Source organism: Clostridium sp. CTA-1, from assembly GCF_054768215.1.
Genome location: NZ_BAAAAP010000023.1, coordinates 1 through 20212, shown reverse-complemented (window position 1 = coordinate 20212; position 20212 = coordinate 1). Strand labels below are relative to the sequence as shown.

19 protein-coding genes are annotated in these 20212 nt (G+C 27.8%); 18 read left to right on the top strand and 1 reads right to left on the bottom strand.

The features are described 5' to 3' along the window. Window positions 1-283: 283 nt before the first annotated feature. From ACYUEW_RS15400 to ACYUEW_RS15365, 8 genes are all read left to right on the top strand, one after another. Window positions 284-1135, top strand: coding sequence for an AraC family transcriptional regulator (locus ACYUEW_RS15400; protein WP_043031790.1), 852 nt, complete (start codon window positions 284-286; stop codon window positions 1133-1135). 44 nt (window positions 1136-1179) lie between these two features. Next, a complete protein-coding gene (locus ACYUEW_RS15395; RefSeq protein ID WP_003486782.1) occupies window positions 1180-1599 on the top strand; it encodes a hypothetical protein in 420 nt (139 codons plus the stop codon). Beyond that, window positions 1596-2507 (top strand): SPL family radical SAM protein, encoded by a 912-nt coding sequence (locus ACYUEW_RS15390; protein ID WP_043031791.1) that lies wholly within the window; start codon window positions 1596-1598, stop codon window positions 2505-2507. The genes ACYUEW_RS15395 and ACYUEW_RS15390 overlap by 4 nt, the downstream gene beginning before the upstream one ends. A 124-nt stretch (window positions 2508-2631) precedes the next feature. Beyond that, complete coding sequence (locus tag ACYUEW_RS15385) at window positions 2632-3234, top strand: putative glycolipid-binding domain-containing protein (protein WP_043031792.1); 603 nt, start codon at window positions 2632-2634, stop codon at window positions 3232-3234. A gap of 370 nt (window positions 3235-3604) precedes the next feature. After that, window positions 3605-4246 carry a lactate utilization protein gene (locus ACYUEW_RS15380; RefSeq protein WP_043031793.1) on the top strand — a complete coding sequence of 214 codons (642 nt, stop codon included), beginning with the start codon at window positions 3605-3607 and terminating at the stop codon, window positions 4244-4246. A 274-nt stretch (window positions 4247-4520) separates the two neighbouring features. Continuing rightward, window positions 4521-6392, top strand: a complete 1872-nt coding sequence (locus ACYUEW_RS15375; RefSeq protein WP_043031794.1) for a DUF4396 domain-containing protein — start codon at window positions 4521-4523, stop codon at window positions 6390-6392. A gap of 53 nt (window positions 6393-6445) precedes the next feature. Next, window positions 6446-7666 carry a cell wall-binding repeat-containing protein gene (locus ACYUEW_RS15370; protein WP_043031795.1) on the top strand — a complete coding sequence of 407 codons (1221 nt, stop codon included), beginning with the start codon at window positions 6446-6448 and terminating at the stop codon, window positions 7664-7666. Beyond that, window positions 7666-8208 carry a hypothetical protein gene (locus ACYUEW_RS15365; protein WP_043031796.1) on the top strand — a complete coding sequence of 181 codons (543 nt, stop codon included), beginning with the start codon at window positions 7666-7668 and terminating at the stop codon, window positions 8206-8208. The genes ACYUEW_RS15370 and ACYUEW_RS15365 overlap by 1 nt, the downstream gene beginning before the upstream one ends. A gap of 187 nt (window positions 8209-8395) precedes the next feature. Here ACYUEW_RS15365 and ACYUEW_RS15360 read toward each other — a convergent pair whose 3' ends face one another. After that, on the bottom strand, window positions 8396-8668 hold the full coding sequence (locus ACYUEW_RS15360; protein WP_003486769.1) for a DUF1657 domain-containing protein: 273 nt from the start codon (window positions 8666-8668) through the stop codon (window positions 8396-8398). Between the two features lie 248 nt (window positions 8669-8916). On the opposite strand from ACYUEW_RS15360, the gene ACYUEW_RS15355 reads away from it, so the two are divergent. The 10 genes from ACYUEW_RS15355 to ACYUEW_RS15310 all read left to right on the top strand — a co-directional run bounded on the left by ACYUEW_RS15355 (window position 8917) and on the right by ACYUEW_RS15310 (window position 19930). Continuing rightward, on the top strand, window positions 8917-10101 hold the full coding sequence (locus ACYUEW_RS15355; RefSeq protein WP_003486767.1) for a M20 metallopeptidase family protein: 1185 nt from the start codon (window positions 8917-8919) through the stop codon (window positions 10099-10101). Window positions 10102-10392: 291 nt separating this feature from the next. Then, window positions 10393-11184 (top strand): ABC transporter substrate-binding protein, encoded by a 792-nt coding sequence (locus ACYUEW_RS15350; RefSeq protein WP_043031798.1) that lies wholly within the window; start codon window positions 10393-10395, stop codon window positions 11182-11184. A gap of 97 nt (window positions 11185-11281) precedes the next feature. Continuing rightward, window positions 11282-11929 carry an amino acid ABC transporter permease gene (locus ACYUEW_RS15345; protein WP_460277155.1) on the top strand — a complete coding sequence of 216 codons (648 nt, stop codon included), beginning with the start codon at window positions 11282-11284 and terminating at the stop codon, window positions 11927-11929. Window positions 11930-11944: 15 nt separating this feature from the next. Then, window positions 11945-12682: an amino acid ABC transporter ATP-binding protein gene (locus ACYUEW_RS15340; protein ID WP_460277153.1), complete on the top strand. Its 738-nt coding sequence runs from the start codon at window positions 11945-11947 to the stop codon at window positions 12680-12682. Window positions 12683-12884: 202 nt separating this feature from the next. Further along, window positions 12885-14603, top strand: coding sequence for a methyl-accepting chemotaxis protein (locus ACYUEW_RS15335; protein ID WP_460277151.1), 1719 nt, complete (start codon window positions 12885-12887; stop codon window positions 14601-14603). A 276-nt stretch (window positions 14604-14879) separates the two neighbouring features. Continuing rightward, window positions 14880-16469 carry an ABC transporter substrate-binding protein gene (locus ACYUEW_RS15330; protein WP_460277149.1) on the top strand — a complete coding sequence of 530 codons (1590 nt, stop codon included), beginning with the start codon at window positions 14880-14882 and terminating at the stop codon, window positions 16467-16469. Next, the gene (locus ACYUEW_RS15325) at window positions 16466-17422 is read left to right on the top strand and encodes an ABC transporter permease (RefSeq protein WP_460277197.1); all 957 of its coding nucleotides are present in this window, start codon (window positions 16466-16468) and stop codon (window positions 17420-17422) included. The genes ACYUEW_RS15330 and ACYUEW_RS15325 overlap by 4 nt, the downstream gene beginning before the upstream one ends. Window positions 17423-17430: 8 nt before the next feature. Continuing rightward, window positions 17431-18231: an ABC transporter permease gene (locus tag ACYUEW_RS15320; RefSeq protein ID WP_207129989.1), complete on the top strand. Its 801-nt coding sequence runs from the start codon at window positions 17431-17433 to the stop codon at window positions 18229-18231. 98 nt (window positions 18232-18329) lie between these two features. Beyond that, window positions 18330-19124, top strand: coding sequence for an ABC transporter ATP-binding protein (locus ACYUEW_RS15315; protein WP_460277146.1), 795 nt, complete (start codon window positions 18330-18332; stop codon window positions 19122-19124). Next, window positions 19118-19930 (top strand): ABC transporter ATP-binding protein, encoded by an 813-nt coding sequence (locus ACYUEW_RS15310; RefSeq protein ID WP_003486748.1) that lies wholly within the window; start codon window positions 19118-19120, stop codon window positions 19928-19930. The genes ACYUEW_RS15315 and ACYUEW_RS15310 overlap by 7 nt, the downstream gene beginning before the upstream one ends. Window positions 19931-20212: the final 282 nt, after the last annotated feature.

Genomic DNA, 20212 nt, shown 5'->3' with positions numbered 1-20212 from the left:
ATAAGAGGATGTCTCGAAATAGAATAGATTTAATTCTAACACTGCAAATATAAAAATTAAATCTATTTTAAGATACCCTCTTATAATAATTTTATCCTTTAATTAATAATGAAACCTACATAATTCATAATAAGTATTGAATATTAGTGATATAACATTCAATTGCAATTAAGATAAAATAGTTATAAAATTTAAAATAACATATCTCTCATATCTGTGCATGAAATGAGAGGTTTTTGTAATAATTATTTACTATACTATTATTTGTAAGGGAGATGGCTTGATGGAATGGTTAGAAAGATTAAATGAATCGCTTAAATATATTGAAGAAAACTTAGATGGAGAAATTGAATATGAAAAGGCAGCAAAAATTGCATGTTGTACTGTATATCATTTTCAAAGAATGTTTTCATATATAGCAGGAATACCATTATCAGAATACATAAGAAATAGAAGATTAACAAGAGCTGCTTTAGATTTACAAAATGGAGATAAGGTAATTGATGTAGCCGTACGCTATGGATATGAGTCTCCGACTGCTTTCAATAGAGCTTTTCAAAAGATACATTATGTATCACCTTCAGTAGCACAAAAAGAGGGAACCTTTCTAAAAGCATATCCTCCCATTAGTTTTAAAATAACAATAAAAGGGGTAGGAGAAATGAAGTATAGTATAGTTAAAAAGGAAGAGATCAGAATAGTGGGAGTAAAAGCACTATTAGAAAAGAATATTGAGGAAAATTTTAAAACTGTACCAAAATTATGGCAAGAAGCAGCACAAAGTGGAGTAATTAGCCAGATAATATCTCTTATGAATGCAGATTCTAAGGGAATATTAGGGGTTAGTGCTTGTGTGGATAGCTTAGATAAATGGGAGTATTATATAGCTACCCAAACAGATAAAGAAGTACCAAAGGGTATGGATGAATATATAATACCAGCAGGTACTTGGGCAGTTTTTCCTGGAGAGGGTGCTATGCCAAACGCAATTCAAGAAATCGAAAAAAGAATAATTACAGAGTGGTTACCAACGTCAGGGTATGAATATGCAGATGCACCAGATATTGAATTATATTTAAATGAAGATCCAACTAATGCAAAATTTGAAGTTTGGGTACCAATTAGAAAGAAGTAATATAATTAGTTCAATACTTATTATAATCTGTGAGGTGAATATTTTTGGGGAAAGCAAGAGTATCACAAATAACAGCATATTTTAATTGTAATATAAAGTTTGTTTGGAATGTAGTTACTAATAATAGTGATTATAAATGGAGGAGTGATCTTAAAAGAATCGACATTGTTAAAGATGGAAAAGAATTTATTGAATACACTCATAGCGGAATTACTACAAAATTTATTATTACTAAAAAGAATGAGTATAGTGAATATGAATTTAATATGGAAAATAAAAGGTTTACTGGCTTTTGGACTGGATATTTTTTAGAAACAGAGACAGGTGGAACAAAAATAGTTTTTACAGAAAATATCTTTATTAAAAATCCTATCATTAAGGTGTTATCTTATTTTTTTATGGATTTAAAGAAAATGCAGAGAACCTATGTTTCAGATTTAAAAAAGAAGTTAGGCGAGCAATGATGACAAAAAATGAAATAATATTTAAAGAGGAAACTTGCAAAAGTGCTTTAACTAGATTAAAGAGGAAGATGCCTTATGGGTGGGATCTAAATATTTATAGAGGATGTCAACATGGATGTAAATATTGCTATGCTGTGTATTCTCATAAATATTTAGATTCAATAGACTTTTTTACAGATATTCATATAAAAACTAATATAGTAGATGAATTAGAGAAGGAGTTAAGAAATAATAGTTGGAAAAGAGAAGTTGTAAATATTGGCGGTGTAACTGATAGTTATCAGCCAGTAGAGGCTAAATATAAACTTATGCCTGAAATATTGAAACTTTTTATAAAGTATAAAACACCGGCTATAATCTCAACAAAATCAAAACTTATATTAAGAGATTACGATTTAATAGATGAACTATCAAGAATAACTTATGTTAATATTGCAGAGACGATAACTACTATGGATGAAAGTGTTAGAAGAAAGATAGAGCCATTTGGAGCAACAAGCTTAGAGCGATTTGAAGTTTTAAAAGAGTTTGGAAAAACTAACGCCAGTACTGGGTTGCATGTTATGCCAATAATACCATATATTACTGATAGTTATGAGAATTTTCATAGTATGTTTAAGATGGCAAATGACTGTAAAGTTAACTATGTATTACCAGGAACTCTTTATTTAAGAGGAGATACTAGGGGGATATTTTTTAATTTTATAAGAGAAGAATATACACATTTATATGAAAAGTTACAAGTCTTATATAGAAAAGGTGGGGCAAGTAAAGAGTATAAAGAAAAATTATATTTAGTAGTTAATGAATTAAGAGATAAATATAATCTGTCTAGTACTTATACTAAGGCCATGAAAGAAAAAATGAATACTGAGGGAAATATTCAGATCTCATTATTTGATAAATAAGAATCTACTAGCTTAGATGGTAGATTCTTATTTTGTTAAAGAGAGATTACGGATAAAAATTGACTCTTAAACATATGTTTGGTAAAATTATCTAAAATAGATTTTTAAGAAAGAGTGAAAAGATATGGGGTTAATTAAAGAAGAAAATAACATTAGTATGGATGTAATGTGGAAGACATTTAATGGTGTAGGATTAGAACATTTGCTATTATTGAAGAATCATGAGAATATTAAAGTAAATTCAGTTATTTTAACAATGAGAGGTAATATGCCAGTTCGTATATTGTACAATATATACTGCGATTTAGATTGGAAAGTTAAGAAATTTGATATACAGATATTTTGTGATAAACATAAAAATATTATATTACAATCAGATGGAAATGGAATTTGGATAACTGATAGTAATGAATCAGTAGAAGATTTGAAAGGGTGTATAGATATTGATATTTCTATTACACCTTTTACAAATACAATTCCAATCAGACGGTTATTATTAAAGGTAGGGGAGTCAAAAGAAATAAAGGTAGTTTATGTTGATATTTATAATTATAGTTTAACACCTGTAAAACAGCGGTATACTTGCTTAGACTCAAATCTTAATGGTTATAAATATAGATATGAAAATTTAAACAATGGGTTTACAGCGGAGTTTTTCGTGGATAAAGAAGGGGTTGTTATAGATTACCCAGATTTATTTGAAAGGGTTTATAATATTGAAAGTTAAAAATAGTTTTATTTTTAGTATGAACCTAAATATATTAAAATCAAAGAAGTGGTTGCTATAGATTACCCAGATTTATTTGAAAGGGTTTATAATATTGAAAGTTAAAAATAGTTTTATTTTTAGTATGAACCTAAATATATTAAAATCAAAGAAGTGGTTTTAATTAGGGTTAATATACTATAGATTATAAATATTCAATGTTGGTATCAAAGAAGAATATGATATAGCATATTCTTCAAATAAAGATGCATGTTAATTATTTCTTTATGAATTTTACAATGTAAAATAAAGTTTATTAAGTCTAAGTTCCAGGGATACATGCAATACTGGCTTATTTATTTAGAAATTTAATTTTAGGAGTGGTAGAAACATGGATAAAAATGTTGCATGGTATATTGAAAAACAGGCTGAAAGAACTATAAAAAATCTAAATAGCCGCAATATGGAAGGATATTATATCAATAATATAGATCAATTATTTAAAAAATTAAAAGAGCTTATACCAGAAGGTTCAATAGTTGGTGTAGGAGATTCGATGACTCTTTTTGAAGCTGGGGTAATAGATTTTTTAAGAAGTGGAAATTTTAATTTTTTAGATAAATACCAAGATAAACTGACAAGTGATGAAAAAAGAGAGATATATATTAACAATTTTTCTACAGATACTTTTATTTGTAGTACTAATGCCATAACAGAAAGTGGAGAACTTTATAATATAGATGGAAATGGAAGTAGAGTTGCGCCGATAATATATGGACCTAAACAGGTTATTCTTATAGTTGGAATAAATAAAATTGTTAAAAACATAGAAGAGGCTGAAATTAGAGTAAGAAGCTATGCTGCTCCTATTGATGCAAAAAGATTAAATAAAGACACACCATGTACAAAACTTGGTTATTGTGTTGATTGTAAAAGTCCAAATAGAATCTGTAATGATTTTGTGGTAATTAGGGGACAGTTTATTAAAGGGAGAATAAAGGTGTTAATCCTTGGAGAAAACTTAGGTTATTAAATTGTTTACTTATAATTAAAAGTACATAGTAATATAAAACAAACTATATTTAAATAGGTTAGGGTAGAATTATGCCATAAATTATGTGGAGTTTGTTTTTAAAAGATTAAAAGAACTGCTTATATAGGCAGTTCTTTTGTTATTCATAAAAAGATATAGTGACATATATGAAAAAAATTAATAGGGATTGCTTTTGTGCATTAATTTTAAATGAAAAGGAAATATTAATACATAGTTATATTTATTTAATAAGAAGTAACGGAGGTAATTTTGAATGAAAAAGCTATCCACAAGTATAGCTATATTTTTGTGCGTAATACTAATTTTAGGGCAAATTAGAATCTTTAAAAATGTTGTTTTCCCTAGTGAAATAAAGCATGAAAATAATAGGACTCATTTAAATACAGGAAATACCATTAGAATTTCAGGGAAATCTTCAAAAGAGATAGGTACTAAAGTTACAGATATATTGTTTCCAGCTTTAGACTATGAAAGTAAGCCCGACGGATTAATTATTTATAAGGGAGATAATTGGAAAGATATATTAGCTTTAATGCCTCTTGTAAAAAAATATAATAGTACCATAATACCTTTTAATGAAAAGGACGAAAGTTCTCTTGTAAGTTATATAAATAAATTAAAACCAAAGGGAATTTCAAAATTAAATGGTGCGCAAGTTATTATTTGTGGTGATAACATAAATACATTAAAAAACAATTTAAAAGGAAAGGGTATAAGGGTAACTAATATAAATTATAAGGATACAAATAGTATTTTACAGGAAGTTTATAATAATATTTTTTTAAATTCTAATAAATCTTATGGCTTTATAGTTTCAGATGAGAATCCATTAATGACTATTCCAGTAGCAACATGGATGGTGCAAAATGGAGGCGTTCCATTGTATTTAAATAGTGAAAAGAAACTTTATACCGCTTCAAAAAAAATATTACCGCATATAAGCAAAATATATGTAGTTGGAAAGAAAGATAATGCTGATGATGAATTTATTAAATCTTTAAAAGTACCTGTAGAAAAAGTATATGGATATAATGCTGAAAATTTTGCTGTTAATTTTGCCAAATTTTATGATAGAGAAGAAGGTTTTGGGTGGCACAGCAATAAAAGCAGAGATGATAGTAATCACAACTTTATATTATGTTCAAAAGAAGAACCATTAATGGCTTTAATAGGAAGTCAGCTTGCCTTTAAGGGAAAAGTAGGAGCAATTCTTTGGACGGATAAGAACTATTTGTCTCCTTTAACAGAGAATTATCTTTGGAGAATGAAGCCTAATTATTGGGTAACTCCAGCGGAGGGACCTTATAATAGTTTATGGGTAATAGGCAATGAAAATATATTACCTTTTTCAATTCAAAGTAGAGCAGATTATACTGAAGAAATTAAGCCTTATAAAACTATGGGAGATCAAGGTGTTAGCGGATTGGATGGTATCTCTATAATATTTAGTTTAATATCAATATTAGGTGCTATATGGGTTTCACTTCATTTATATTTTAGAATGAAAAATTTAAGTACATTAACAAAGCTTATGTGGATACTTACAGTATTACTTTTAGGACCTATAGGTATATGGTTTTATATAATATCTTATATAAATTCACCTTGGATAAAGATGAATGGGAAAATCATTTATCTTAGATCTTTGTGGAAACAAACCTCTGTAGCAACTTTATCTGGTTTAGCTTTTGGAGGGGCTAGTTTGATTGTAGTAAATTATATATTAACTTATATAGGTTCGCCATTAATTCCCTTTTATGCGAGATTTGGTTTTTATTTATTAGGTAATCCTATGATAATAAAGATGTTAATATCTTATTTAATATCTTTTTTATTAGATTTATTTGTTTTTAGACCTACTATGTTAATAGAAATGAAGGATATTAAATATAAAGATGCAGTAAAAGAATCAGTACTTTTAGTTTTTATTTCTGTTACATCAATTTCAATAGGAATGAGGTTAAGTATATGGTGGTTTAACATGTCTTATTCTCCTACAATGCTTCAGGAAGATAATATATTATGGTTTGGTTTTATGGCTATATCAGTATTTATAGGATTTTTAACCGCATATATTCCTAATTGGATTTTAGTTAGAAGTGGTAAAAAAATGGGCACCCTATAATAAATTATTTTTTCCAACTAAAAATTTAGAGGTATAAAAAAAGAGGTGATAAATTGATAACAAATGAAAATTTGAATAAAATATATAAGATAGTTTTAACTATTATTCTTATAATTTCTACTTTTCTTATAGGCTTATTATTTTTTTATAAACCTAATTATTATAAAAATAAAATTAATATAAAAAATGAAAATAGATATCAAAGAGTTACTGCAAATACAGTTAGGATAGAGGGGAAAGATTTATATGAGACTTGCACATCTATATCACAAATAGTTTATCCATCTACATTTAGAGGAGATAGACCTAACGCAGTTATATTAGTTAGAAGTGATAAAGTACAGGATGCTATGTTAGCTGCTAGAGTTTCCCATGATCCTATAAATGCTCCTATACTTTTTACTAAAAAGAATAGTATTCCAGAAAGTACTTTAAAGGAAATAGAAAGACTAAATCCTGAAGGATTATTTGTAGATGGTAATGCAAAAATTATATTAATAGGTGATATAGGTGAAGAGATAAAAAATACTTTGAATAAAAAAAATTTAAAATATAGACATATAAAAGGAAAAGATGTTTATGATTTAAGTCTTAACATTGACAATTATTTAGCTGCATTTCAGGGAGATCATAAGGATGTAGTAATAATAGCGCCTATAGAGAAACCGGAGTATTCTCTAGCACAAGCTTCTTGGAATGCTCATAATGGAGATGGATTCTTTTTTGTAGAAAAAAATAAAGTGCCAGAACCTGTTAAAAAAGCTCTTAAAGCTAGATATGGCGGTGCTTATATTTATATATTAGGAGATAAAATTCATATATCTAATAAAGTTAAAAAGGAACTTGCCAAATATGGTCATGTAGAGAGAATCCCTGGTGGGGAGAATATATATAATCAAGCAGTTTCTTTTGCAACTTACAAAGATGTAGGTAAAAATTTTTCATGGTGGTTTCATAAAAAAAGTAGAGATTTTGGTTGGGGAATTACACAACCAGGGCATAATTTTATATTTGTAAATCCTGATAATTGGCAGGTAGCAGTAGCTTCATCCCTATTATCACATAAGGGAAAACATGCCCCTATACTTTTAGTATATAAAAATTCTATACCAGAAAACTTAAAAGATTATCTTTATACTATAAAGCCAAGTTACATTTCTTCACAGGAAATTAGTAATAACCATGGATGGATAATAGGAAACAGTGATTATATTAGTGATATAAATCAAGTTAAAATTGATAGTCTTTTAGAAGGTGAAAGGAGCAATAGGTAATGGCGTCAGGGGATACTGAAATTCAAGAACAGATGCAGCAACAAATGAAACAAAGGCTTGAAAACCTACCTAGATTTACTTATAGAGTTACAAGATTTTTTAAAAATAAAAGTGATTTACAGCAAGCTATTGATGATTTGAATAATGGAGGTATTCCTAATCTTAATAGCAAGAAACTTACAGATAATTATATAGAGGAAATATATGAAATGTGCTTTTTATTTAAAATAGAGGGAAGAAAAGTTTTAAAAGGTTTTATATATGGAGCTTTAATAGGTGCAATTTTAGGAATACTGCAGGGAGGGGGATTTTTAGCTTTTCCTCTATTAAATCCTATTTCAGCTGGAGGAATGATGGTTTCAACCTTAATAATTTCACTTATTGTATCTGTAATATGTGGAAGTTTTACAGCTATAGTTTTACTTTTTAGGCCTATAAAAAAAGTAGATTCATCCTTTTATATGCTTACGGTTTATTCAGATTATGAAAATAAGCAGACTATAGAGGATATATTAAATAAACATATAACTTTTGAAATATAGTTTCCTTATGCACATTTAAATTATAAAATGTATAGATTTAACCGATATTATAATTTTATTTATGTGTAATTATTATTTAATGTAAATAACTTAATTAAATAAAATAAAACACTATCAAATTTATAAAAAATGTATTTGATAGTGTTTTATTTACAAAACTTTGGTTGCTATTTTTTATAAGTGTGTATTATTGTTGTTGTTGATCTTGTTGCTGTTGTTGCATTTGAATTTCTTGCTGTATTTGTTGTTGTTGTTGTTCAGGCTGATATTGAGGTTCTTCGCTCATAACAAAATTAATTCTGCTTTGAAGCATGTTTTCACACATTTTCATATTTTCAGCCATTTGATTAAACATTTGTTTTGCATTAGGATCATCTGTATCCATAGAAAAAGTTTTACAATTAGATTCGGTGCTCTTTAACATTTCCATTGTTTGATTAAGTTTATTAATAACAGTCATTAATAATACCTCCAATTTTTATAATTCATTATTTAGTATTTCATAGTATAAATAAATTTATACTAATTAGTAAATTTATAATGAAAAAAGTAATTGAATGTTCTATATGTTAAATTTTTCTACAAGGGTTGTTAAATCCATAACCATGTTACTAGTTGTTTATGAAGCAGAAATTAAGTTTTTATATATTAAACCGATATTAATATGACATAAAAATTTTAGTGATTTATAAATAAGGAGAACTTATTATGTTAACAGAAGAAATACTTGAAATTGCAAATAATATTAAAGAAGAGTTAATAGATGTAAGAAGATATATGCATATGTACCCAGAATTATCCTTTGAAGAATTTAAAACCAGTGAATTTATAAAAGAAAAACTTAAAGAACATAATATAAATTATATTGAGGATTTTCATAAAACCGCTGTTGTAGCTTTAATTAAAGGTAGAAAAGAAGGTAAAACTATATTAGTAAGAGGTGATATAGATGCATTACCTATTGAAGAAAATAACAGTTTAGAATATAAATCTTTAAATAAAGGAGTAATGCATGCTTGTGGCCATGATGCACATATAGCTTGGACTTTGGGTACTGCAATAATATTAAATAAACTAAAGGATAAAATAAAAGGCAATGTAAAATTTATATTTCAGCCTGGAGAAGAAAATCAATGGGGAGCTAAAGAGATGCTGAAATATGGTATTTTAGAGAATCCTAAAGTAGATGCAGCCATTGCAGGCCATGTATGGCCAGACGTAGAATCAGGGAAAATTGCTATAGTAAATGGATGTGCTATGGCCTGTGCAAATAAATTTAGAATAGAAATAATAGGAAAAGGTGGCCATGGAGCGTCCCCACAAGATACTTTAGATCCTATTGCAATAGCTAATGAGGTATATATGGCTATTCAACAAATTGTAAGTAGAAAAGTAGATCCTTATGATTCTGTAGTTATTAGTATTGGAGTTTTTAAGGCACAGGGTTCTTATAATATAATACCAGATAAAGTTGAAATGGAGGGTACTATAAGAACTCTAAGTAAGGATAAAATGAAGGAAATAATAAGATTAATAGATAATATTTTAAAAGGAATTGTGCTAATACAAGGGGCAAAGTATAGATTTGATGCTACAGAAGGCGTATATCCATTAATAAATAGTGAAGAATTCGTATATTTAGCTAGAGAGGCAGTAGTTAAAGTTTTAGGAGAAAGCAATGTGGAAATATTAAAGCATGGATCTATGACAGGAGATGATTTTTCTTATTTTCTAAATAAAGTCCCGGGAGTATTTATGTATATTGGTACTTTAAATAATGAAAAAAATATAAATAAACCTCTTCATAACTGTAATTTTGATATTGATGAGGATATTATATATAAAGCATCAACAGTATTGTCACAATTAGTTATTGATTATTTAAATTCTTAAATATAAAAAAGTATAATTTAATAAATTATGACGGTTGTTCTTAATTTAAAATTAGGGGCAACTTTTTTATTTTTGCATAATTATCTAATTTAAGATATTTATTTCTAATTTTATTAAATATCAATAAATTACCAATAAAAATCAATAAAATTTTTTAAAAAAGTATTGTATAATTATAAAATAATATGTATAATAATAAAAAATAAAAAACTATAACCCTTGATATTTAAAGAATATACGGGGGTGGTTATTGAAAAAAATATGTATAAATATAAAAAGGGGTGCGCTATTATGAAGAAAACTTTGCTTTTAGTATCTAGTGTTATTCTAAGTATTGCATTATTAGGTGGATGTGGGAAAACTGATAAAAAATTAAATTCTCTTGAAAAAATTAAAAAGGAAGGAAAGATTACAGTAGGGTTAGATGATTCTTATCCTCCTATGGAATTTAGAGATAAAGAAAATAAACTTGTGGGCTTTGATATAGACTTAGGAAATGAAATAGGTAAAAAGTTAGGCGTAAAAACTGAATATACAACTACAGATTTTAATGGTATATTATTGGCTCTTAACTCAGGTAAATTTGATGTTATTATTTCAGGATTAAGTATTACTGATAAAAGAAAAGAGGCTATAGATTTTTCTGAACCTTATGTAATGGGAGGACAAGTTATAGCAACTAATAAAAATAACAATACTATAAATAAATTAAGCGATTTAAAAGATAAGACTATAGGATGTCAGTTAGGTTCCACAGGAGATAAAGCTGCTACAGAAATAAAAGGGTTAAAAGAGATTAAAAGATATGACAAAATTACAGAAGCCTTTCATGAATTATTAGCAGGAAGAATAGATGCTGTTATAATGGATGCACAGGTAGGAGGATATTATATATCTAAAGAAAAAGATAAGTATAAAGTTTTAGAGGAAACTGTAAGTAAGGAACCAATGGGTATAGGCTTTAAAAAGGAAGATAAAGAATTAAAAGAAGCGGTTCAAAAGGCTTTAGATGAATTGAAAGAAGAAGGAAAATTATCAAAGCTTTCTATTAAGTGGTTTGGATTTGATACTTATAAAAAATAAAATTTTTAGGTAATAAAGAAGAAATGCAACCATTGACAAGGTTATATAAAACATTTTAGATATAATCATAAATTAAATTGTAGAAGGGAGTAAGAACTTGGATTTTAATATTATAAAACAGATAACACCAGTTTTAATAAAAGGAAGTATAATTACTATTGAATTAACGGCTATTTCTGTATGCTTAGGTAGTATTATTGGTATTATAGTGGCTTTATTAAAATTATGTAATAATAAATTAGTTTTTTATGTTGGAGGATTTTACACTTGGATTTTTAGAGGAACTCCACTATTGTTACAATTATTTTTTATATATTATGGACTACCCTTTGTAGGTATAAAATTTACACCTTTTTCAGCTGCTATTTTAGGATTAAGTTTAAATGCTGGTGCGTATACAGCTGAAATAATAAGAGGTGGAATTATTTCAGTAGATAAGGGTCAATTTGAGGCTTGTAGAGCTCTAGGCTTTAATTATTTTCATACTATGAAGAATATAATTTTACCACAAACCTTTAAAATAATAATTCCATCTTTAGGCAATGAATTTATAACTATGTTAAAAGATACATCATTAGTTTCTACTATAGCTATGGTGGAAGTTATGAGGTCTGCTCAGCTATTATATTCATCTACATTTAAGCCCATGGAAACTTTTATATTAACTGCTGTTCTTTATTTAATAATGACTACAATATTTACTACAATCTTTGGTGTTTTTGAAAAGAAAGCTTCCGTATATTAGTGAGGGGGATAAAATATGTATATGATAGAGACTAAAAATTTAACAAAAAAATTTGGGAAACTTACTGTATTTGAAAATTTAAATATTAATGTAAAAAAGGGAGAAGTTCTTGTTATAATAGGACCTTCAGGCTCAGGGAAAAGTACTTTTTTAAGATGTTTAAATCATATAGAAATACCTACAGATGGAGAGGTTTTTGTAGAAGGGAAAAAATTAAATATAAAAAATAAAAAAGAACTAAGAAAAACTATAGAAAAAGTGGGGATGGTTTTTCAAAATTTCAACCTATTTCCTCATAAAACAGTTATGCAAAATATTATGGAAGCTCCCTTAACTGTTAAAAAAGAAAATAAAGAAGAAGTTTTACAAAAGGCAGAAAAACTTTTAGAAAAGGTTGGCTTAAAAGATAAAGCTAATGTATATCCATCAAAACTTTCAGGTGGACAAAAACAAAGGGTTGCTATAGCTAGAGCATTAGCTATGAATCCAGATATAATGTTATTCGATGAACCAACTTCAGCTTTAGATCCAGAACTTGTAGGAGAGGTTTTAATAGTTATGAAGGATTTGGTTAAAGAAGGTATAACTATGGTGGTTGTAACCCATGAAATGGGATTCGCAAAGGAAGTAGCAGATAGGGTAATTTTTATGGATGGAGGAAAAATAATAGAAGAAGCATCACCACATGAGATTTTTACAACGCCTAAGCATAAAAGAACAAGAGAATTCTTAAATAAAGTTATAAAGGAATAAGTATTAAAGTAGCATTTAATCTAAAGCAGATTAAATGTTATTTTTTTTCATAGATTTATTGCAGTTTAGAAAAAAACATGGTAATATTTAAATATAATAACTGGATAATTATTATTTGGTAATAATAATTAGAGTAAATGATGCTATAATAAACAATCTTTAATTTTATTAATAAATAAGAAGAACTTTAGGAGGACGGGTTATGGAAAATTTAAAAGTAAAAAACAAAATACTTTTCATGAGTTCAATTATGTTGATTTTTACAATAATTGTAGGGGTAACAGGATATTATTTTAATGCTAAATCTAATAAAGCTATTAAAAAACTATATGAAGATAATCTTATTAGTGTAAAAGTATTAAATGATGCAAGAGCTCAAGCAAGGGGGGCAGAAGCAGATGTTGCTAGAATAGTCATCTTATCTAAGGATGTAAAAACTCAGGAAAAATTAAAAAAAGATATTGAAAGTAGAGTGGAAAAATTTAATAAAGATATTGAAGAATTTAAAAGAATAGGTCTCAATAGTGAAAAGGAAAAAGAACTTTTAGAGTATATGGAAAAAAATTTAAATGAGTTTAGACAAAGAAGAGAAGAAGTATTTAAAGTAGCTAAGGAAGGAAAAATGGATTTAGCTGCTAAAAGATTTAGTGAATTAAATGAGGTAAATGAAAATTATCAGACAGCTCTTATAGAATTATCAGATTATAATGTTAAAGAGGCAGAAAAATTTAAGATTGAGAATGATAGAGCTAATGTTTTTTCAAATAGATTTATAACAATAATTTTAATTTTAAGTATAATTATAGCTCTAGTTATTACTAATATAATTTCTAAATCTATAATTAATCCATTAAAGGAATCAGTAGAATACTTAGATAAATTGTCTACAGGAGATTTTACGGAAAAGGTTTCAGATAAGCTTTTAAAGCGAAAAGATGAAGTTGGACAATTAACTAATGCAGTTAGCACAATGTATGAATCTATAAGAAATATAATAAATGATGTTTTAAATGAAATGACTAATTCAAGTAATGTAGTTAATAACATAGATGAAAACATTAATGGTTTAGATAAGAGAATACAAGAAAGTTCAACAGCTACAGAAGAATTATCTGCTAGTATGGAGGAGACAGGAGCTTCAGCAGAGGAAATGAGTGCAACTTCAGAGGAAATAGAAAAGGCCGTAGAGGATATAGCATTAAAAGCAGAAGAGGGTGCAAGTAGTGCAGGCAAAATATTAACTAAAGTGGAAGAACTAAAATTTAATGCTATAGAATCTCAAAAAAATGCAAATAAAGTTAAAACTAATATAGATAGTGCCACCAAAGATGCTATAGAAAAGTCTAAAACCATAGAAGAAATAAATATATTATCTGAAGCTATACTTGAAATAACTTCTCAAACAAATTTATTAGCTTTAAATGCGGCTATTGAAGCTGCAAGAGCAGGAGAATCTGGTAAAGGGTTTGCAGTAGTAGCTGAAGAAATAAGGAAATTAGCAGAACAATCAAGTCAAACTGTAGTGAGAATACAAGATACTACAAAGGAAGTATTGAAAGCTGTAGAGGAGCTTAAAAAAAATTCAAGTAATGCATTAAACTTTATAGATAGTTATATAGTAAAAGCTCACCAAGATACAGTAGAAGTTTTTGATTCTTATAGTAAGGATGCTACCTATTATAATGATATATCTAATGATTTAAGTGCTACATCAGAAGAATTACTAGCTTCTATAAAAAACATAGTAGAAGTAATTAATAATGTAGCAGGTGCTGCTAATGAAGGAGCTAAAGATACCACTAATATAGCTCAAAACAATGAAAAAATCGTAATAGCTAGTGAAGATATTGTTAAATCTACAGATTCATTGAAAAAGAGTTCACAGAAATTAATAAGTTCTGTTACAAAATTTAAAATTTAATAAAATATAGATGGCCTTTTAAGAAGGGTCATCTATGTTTTTATTTGGATAAATATTAAGGCTATAATGCTATATTTTATATATTAGTTATAATAATTTTAATTTTCTCAATATGAGAAAATGTGAATAAATTATCAAAATGATACAATGTTTTTTCTCAAAATGACACAAAGGCTTAAAATTTAACAGAATTTGATACTTTGCCCATTGGCATGAATTTTGCTCATTATATATATGTGCATAAAATATATTAATTTTAGGAGGAAGGAAGGCAACATGAAAAAAATGAAATCAATTAAAAAAGCTACGGCTATGTTGTTAATTGCCTTATTTACATTGCCAATAATATTTACTGGTTGTTCAAGTAAAAAAGAACAATCAGAAAAAGATGATAAAAAAGGCAAGACAGTAGTTTATGGTGCAGAATTTGAAGATGAAAAATTAAATCCTGTATTAGCGCCGGCCTATGCTAACGATTTAATTTTTAGAGGTCTTATGAGATTTGATAAGGATAATAAGCCACAATGTGATATTGCAGAATCTTATAAGAAATCTACAGATGGATTAACCTACGATTTTAAAATTAAAAAAGGTGTAAAATTCCATGATGGAAAAGAGCTTAAAGCGGAGGATGTTGTATTTACAATAAAGTCAATACAAGATCCTAAGGTTAATACAGAGATGAAACCAGAATTTGAAGAAGTAAAGGACATAAAAGCTGAAGGTGATTATAATGTTAAGGTTACATTAGCAAAGTCTTTTCCAGCACTTTTAGACAAATTAACAATTGGAATAGTTCCAAAACATGCCCTAGAAGGAAAAGATTTAAATAATGCAGAGTTTAATCAAAAACCAATAGGAGCAGGGCCATTTAAATTTGTAAAATGGGAAAAGGGTAATAATATAACATTAGCAAAATTTGAAGACTATTATGATAAAGACAAAACAGGAAATGTAGAAAAGTTCATATTTAAATTTATACCAGACTATAATGTACGTGCTATGCAGCTTGAAACAGGGGAAATTGATTTAGCTTATGTAGAACCAAGTCAAGTAGGTAAACTAGAAAAATTAGAAAAAATAAAAATCTACAATGAAAATACAGCGGATTATAGATGTTTTATGTTTAACATGAGAAAAGAATTGTGGAAAGATGTTAATGTTCGTAAAGCTTTCAACTATGCAGTAGATAGAAAAGGTATGGTGGATGGAATAGTAAAAGGTTTTGGAGTAGAAGCTTATTCACCACTTCAAAAGAATAAATTTAATAATGCTAACGTAGAAAAATATACTTATGATTTAGAAAAAGCTAATGAATTGTTGGATAAAGCAGGTTGGAAAAAAGGACAAGATGGTATAAGAGAAAAGGATGGAAAGAAATTTGAATTTACTTTAACTGCACCAAGTACTGACGAAGTTAGAGTGAAAATAGCTAATTACTTAGCTTCTCAATTCAAAAAAATAGGAGTTACTGTTAAAGTTGCAGCACTAGATTGGAATGCTATAAAAATAGATGAATGTGAAGCCTTTGTATTAGGATGGGGAAGCCCATATGATGCAGATGATCATACATACAAATTATTCCATTCAAGTCAAATAAAGAATGGTAACAATTTTGGAGCTTATTCAAATCCTAAAGTAGATAAATTATTAGAAGAGGGAAGAACTACAGAAGATGAAGGAAAGAGAAAAGAAATATATGGTAAACTCCAAGAAGAATTAGCTAATGACCCACCATATAATTTTGAAATTTATGTAAACGCTATATATGCTGTAAACAAAAAGGTTACAGGAATAAAAGAAAAGATATTAGGACACCACGGAGCTGGATTCATATGGAATGCAGAGGAGTGGAAGGTTCAATGACCTCAAGATATATACTAAAAAGATTAGGACAGGGTATATTGATTGTATTTTTTCTAAGTATAATATCCTTTCTTATCATAAATGCTGCGCCGGGAGATCCGGCGGTAGCTATTTATGGGGGAAAAGCTGATAGATTAACCAACTCAGAAAGATCTAGAATAGTAAAAAATTATGGGTTAGATAGACCGGTAATGGAGAGATACATAAAATGGTCTGGTCAAATGATAAGAGGAGACATGGGCATATCTTACATAGAAGGAAGATCAGTGTTAGAAATATTGAAGGAAAAAATTCCAAATACTATGGTGCTTTTTATAAATTCTATACTTTTGATAAGTTTAATTTCAATGATTTTAGGATTAAAAGCAGGGTTTAATGAAGGATCTATATGGGATAAACTTCTTAGTACTTTAAGTATAATATTTTATTCTATCCCACCTTTTTGGTTAGCTCTTATTTTTATATTAGTATTTTCTGTTTATACAGGTTGGTTGCCTTCCTCAGGAAATATGAGCGTAGATGGGGAAGGAAGCGTTTTAGATGTACTAAAACATGCCATACTACCTATAGCAGTTATAGTAATTACTCATGTAGGTGCCTATTCAAGATTTATACAAGAAAAAGTAAAAGAAGAGGATAAAAGTTATTATGTTATGGTAGCTAGAGCAAATGGAGTTTTAGAAAAGAAAATAAGAAAAGGGATAACTAAAAATGCAGTAGTACCTTTTATAAATTATTTAGGCATAACTATTCCAACTTTTTTTAGTGGCTCTGTAATGATAGAAACGGTGTTTTCTTGGCCTGGTCTTGGAATGCTTACAGTTAAAGCTGCCAACTCAAGAGATTATCCATTGCTTATGGGAGCTATATTTATAACTGGAGTTTTAGTTGTTTTATGTATGATAGTTACAGATATAATAGAAATAATAGTTAATCCACATCTTAGAAAGTAGGTGCAAATATGAAGAAAAAATATTATAAAATATGGATCATAGTTTTTTCAATAATAATATTAAGCTCTGTTTTTGCATCTCTAATAACTAAGTTTAATCCTTATGAGGTAGAACTTACAAAAGTACTTATTAAGCCTAATAAAATACATATAATGGGTACGGATAGTATGGGAAGAGATGTTTTTTCAAGAGTATTGTATGGTGGAAGGGTCTCTTTAAGTGTGGCTCTATTATCTGTATTAATATCTACTACTATAGGAACCTTATATGGAGTTATAAGTGGATATTTCGGTGGAAAAGTAGACAGTGTGATGATGAGAATATTAGATACATTTTTAGCCATTCCCACATTAGTAATAATGCTTGCTCTTCAATCCATTATAAGAGGTGGTATAACAAGCATGATTATAATAATGGGACTTACAGGATGGCTTCAAACTGCAAGAATAGTAAGATCTCAAGTAATGAGTATAAAAAATAAAAATTATGTTAAGGCAGCTAGAGTGCTTGGAACTCCAACCTATAAAATTATGATAAATCATCTTTTGAGAAATAGTTTGCCAGCTATATTGGTTATATCTGTTTTAAATTGTGCACAGGCTGTTTTCACGGAAGTTTCTATGAGTTTTTTAGGTATAGGAGTACCTCAGGGAATGCCTTCCTGGGGTAGCATGCTAAACTGCGCTCAAAATGATATACTATCAGGGGCTTGGTGGATAGCCTTTTATCCAGGTATATTTACAGTAATATCTATGCTTAGTATAAACTTTATAGGAGAAGGTATTAAGAAAAAATTAGCCGCTTATTAGGGAGAAATTTAATTTTATAAATATATAGTCATTAAACAAGTTTTACAGGTTAAAAGCTTTTTTCCAATCATTCATTTAACCTTTTAGGAGGGAATAGTTTGAACATTTTAGAAGTCAAAGGCCTTAGGATAGAAGAAGAAAAAAATAAAAAGATTTTAGTTAGGAATACTGATTTTAAAGTAGAAAAAGGAAAAATTACTTGTATAGTAGGAGAAAGTGGAAGTGGGAAAACTATGACAGCCATGTCTATAATAGGAATGCTTCCAGAAGGAGTTAGAGTTACAAAGGGGGAAATACTTTTTATGGGAGAAAATGTTTTTAACTTCTCTAAAGAGAAACTAAGAGATTTTAGAGGAAAGAAAATTTTTTCTATATTTCAGAATTCTATAAATTGTTTTAATCCCTCTGTAATTATGGAAATACAAATATATGATATGATATGTAGTCATTATAGTATAGATAAGGAAAGTTTTAAAAATAAACTCATAAATATAATGAAAAATATCAATTTAAAAAATCCTGAAATTATATTAAAACAATATCCTTTTCAATTAAGTGGAGGTATGCTTCAAAGAATGATGATTGCAACCGCTATACTTATGGAACCAGATATAATAATAGCAGATGAACCAACTACTGCCTTAGATTTAACATCTCAAAAAGATATATTAAATCAATTAAAAATGATAAAAGAAAAATTAAATACTACTATATTAATGATAACTCATGATTTTGGAGTAGTAGCAGAAATTGCAGATAATGTAGTAATTATGCAAAATGGAAATATTATAGAAAAGGGAAATGTATATAATATATTTGATAATCCTCAAGAAAATTATACTAAAACTTTATTAAATGCTACCTTTAAAAGAGAGGTAACTTATGTATGTTAGAAGTTAAAAATGTAGTAAAAAGTTATAATCCTAAATTAAGTTTATTTACAAAAAATAAATTAGATTTTAAAGCTATAGATAATGTATCCTTTAAATTAAAAGAGGGAGAAGCTATAGGACTTGTAGGAGAGTCAGGCTGTGGTAAAAGTACGTTGGGAAGGCTTATTTTAAGACTGGAAAATACTACAGAAGGTTCAATAAAATACAAAGGGAAGAATATATGGAGTTTTAAGGGGAAAGAGCTAAAAAGTTTTAGAAAACAGTGTCAGATAATATTTCAAGATACATATTGTTCTTTAAATCCTAATATTAGAGTAATAGATTCCCTTATGGAGCCTTTAGATAATTATTTTACTGAGTTATCTAAAGAAGAAAAAACAAATAAAATAGAAAGTATCATAGGATTTGCTAAATTAGATAAGGATATATTAGAAAAATATCCTTCATCTATAAGTGGAGGGGAAAGACAAAGAATAAACATATGTAGAGCTTTGCTTTTAGAACCTAAGCTTTTAATTTGTGACGAAATAATATCAAGCTTAGATGTATGTACACAAGCATCAATAATGTCTATGGTAAAAGAGCTTAGAGAAAAAAGTAACACAGCTATATTGTTTATATCACATGATATAAGTGCTGTAGATTATCTTTGTGACAAGATTATTGTAATGGAATCTGGAAGAATAATAGAAACTATAGAAAATAAAAAGTTAGGGCTATATTCATATAAAAAAGATTATACAGAAAAACTTTTATCTTCGGTTCCTATAAATCATCCTTCCAAAAGAGTAAATACTATTTATTAATAAATTATTATGCTAATAATATGACTACTTAATAAAAAATTTAGAATATAAAATCTAAATTTTGTTAGAACCTCCTTTGAATAAGAATAAGAGTAAGAATAGTAATGCTTTGTTTGAAATGTAATCAAAGTATAGATGATGAAACCCTATAATATGTTAAATAATATTGTTAAATAAAATTGTTAAATAAAAAGTGAATATCTAGTGTTAAGTAGTCATATTTTAAAGAGTTGAATATAAATTTTAATGGATTTATATTCAACTCTTATTTTAATATAATGT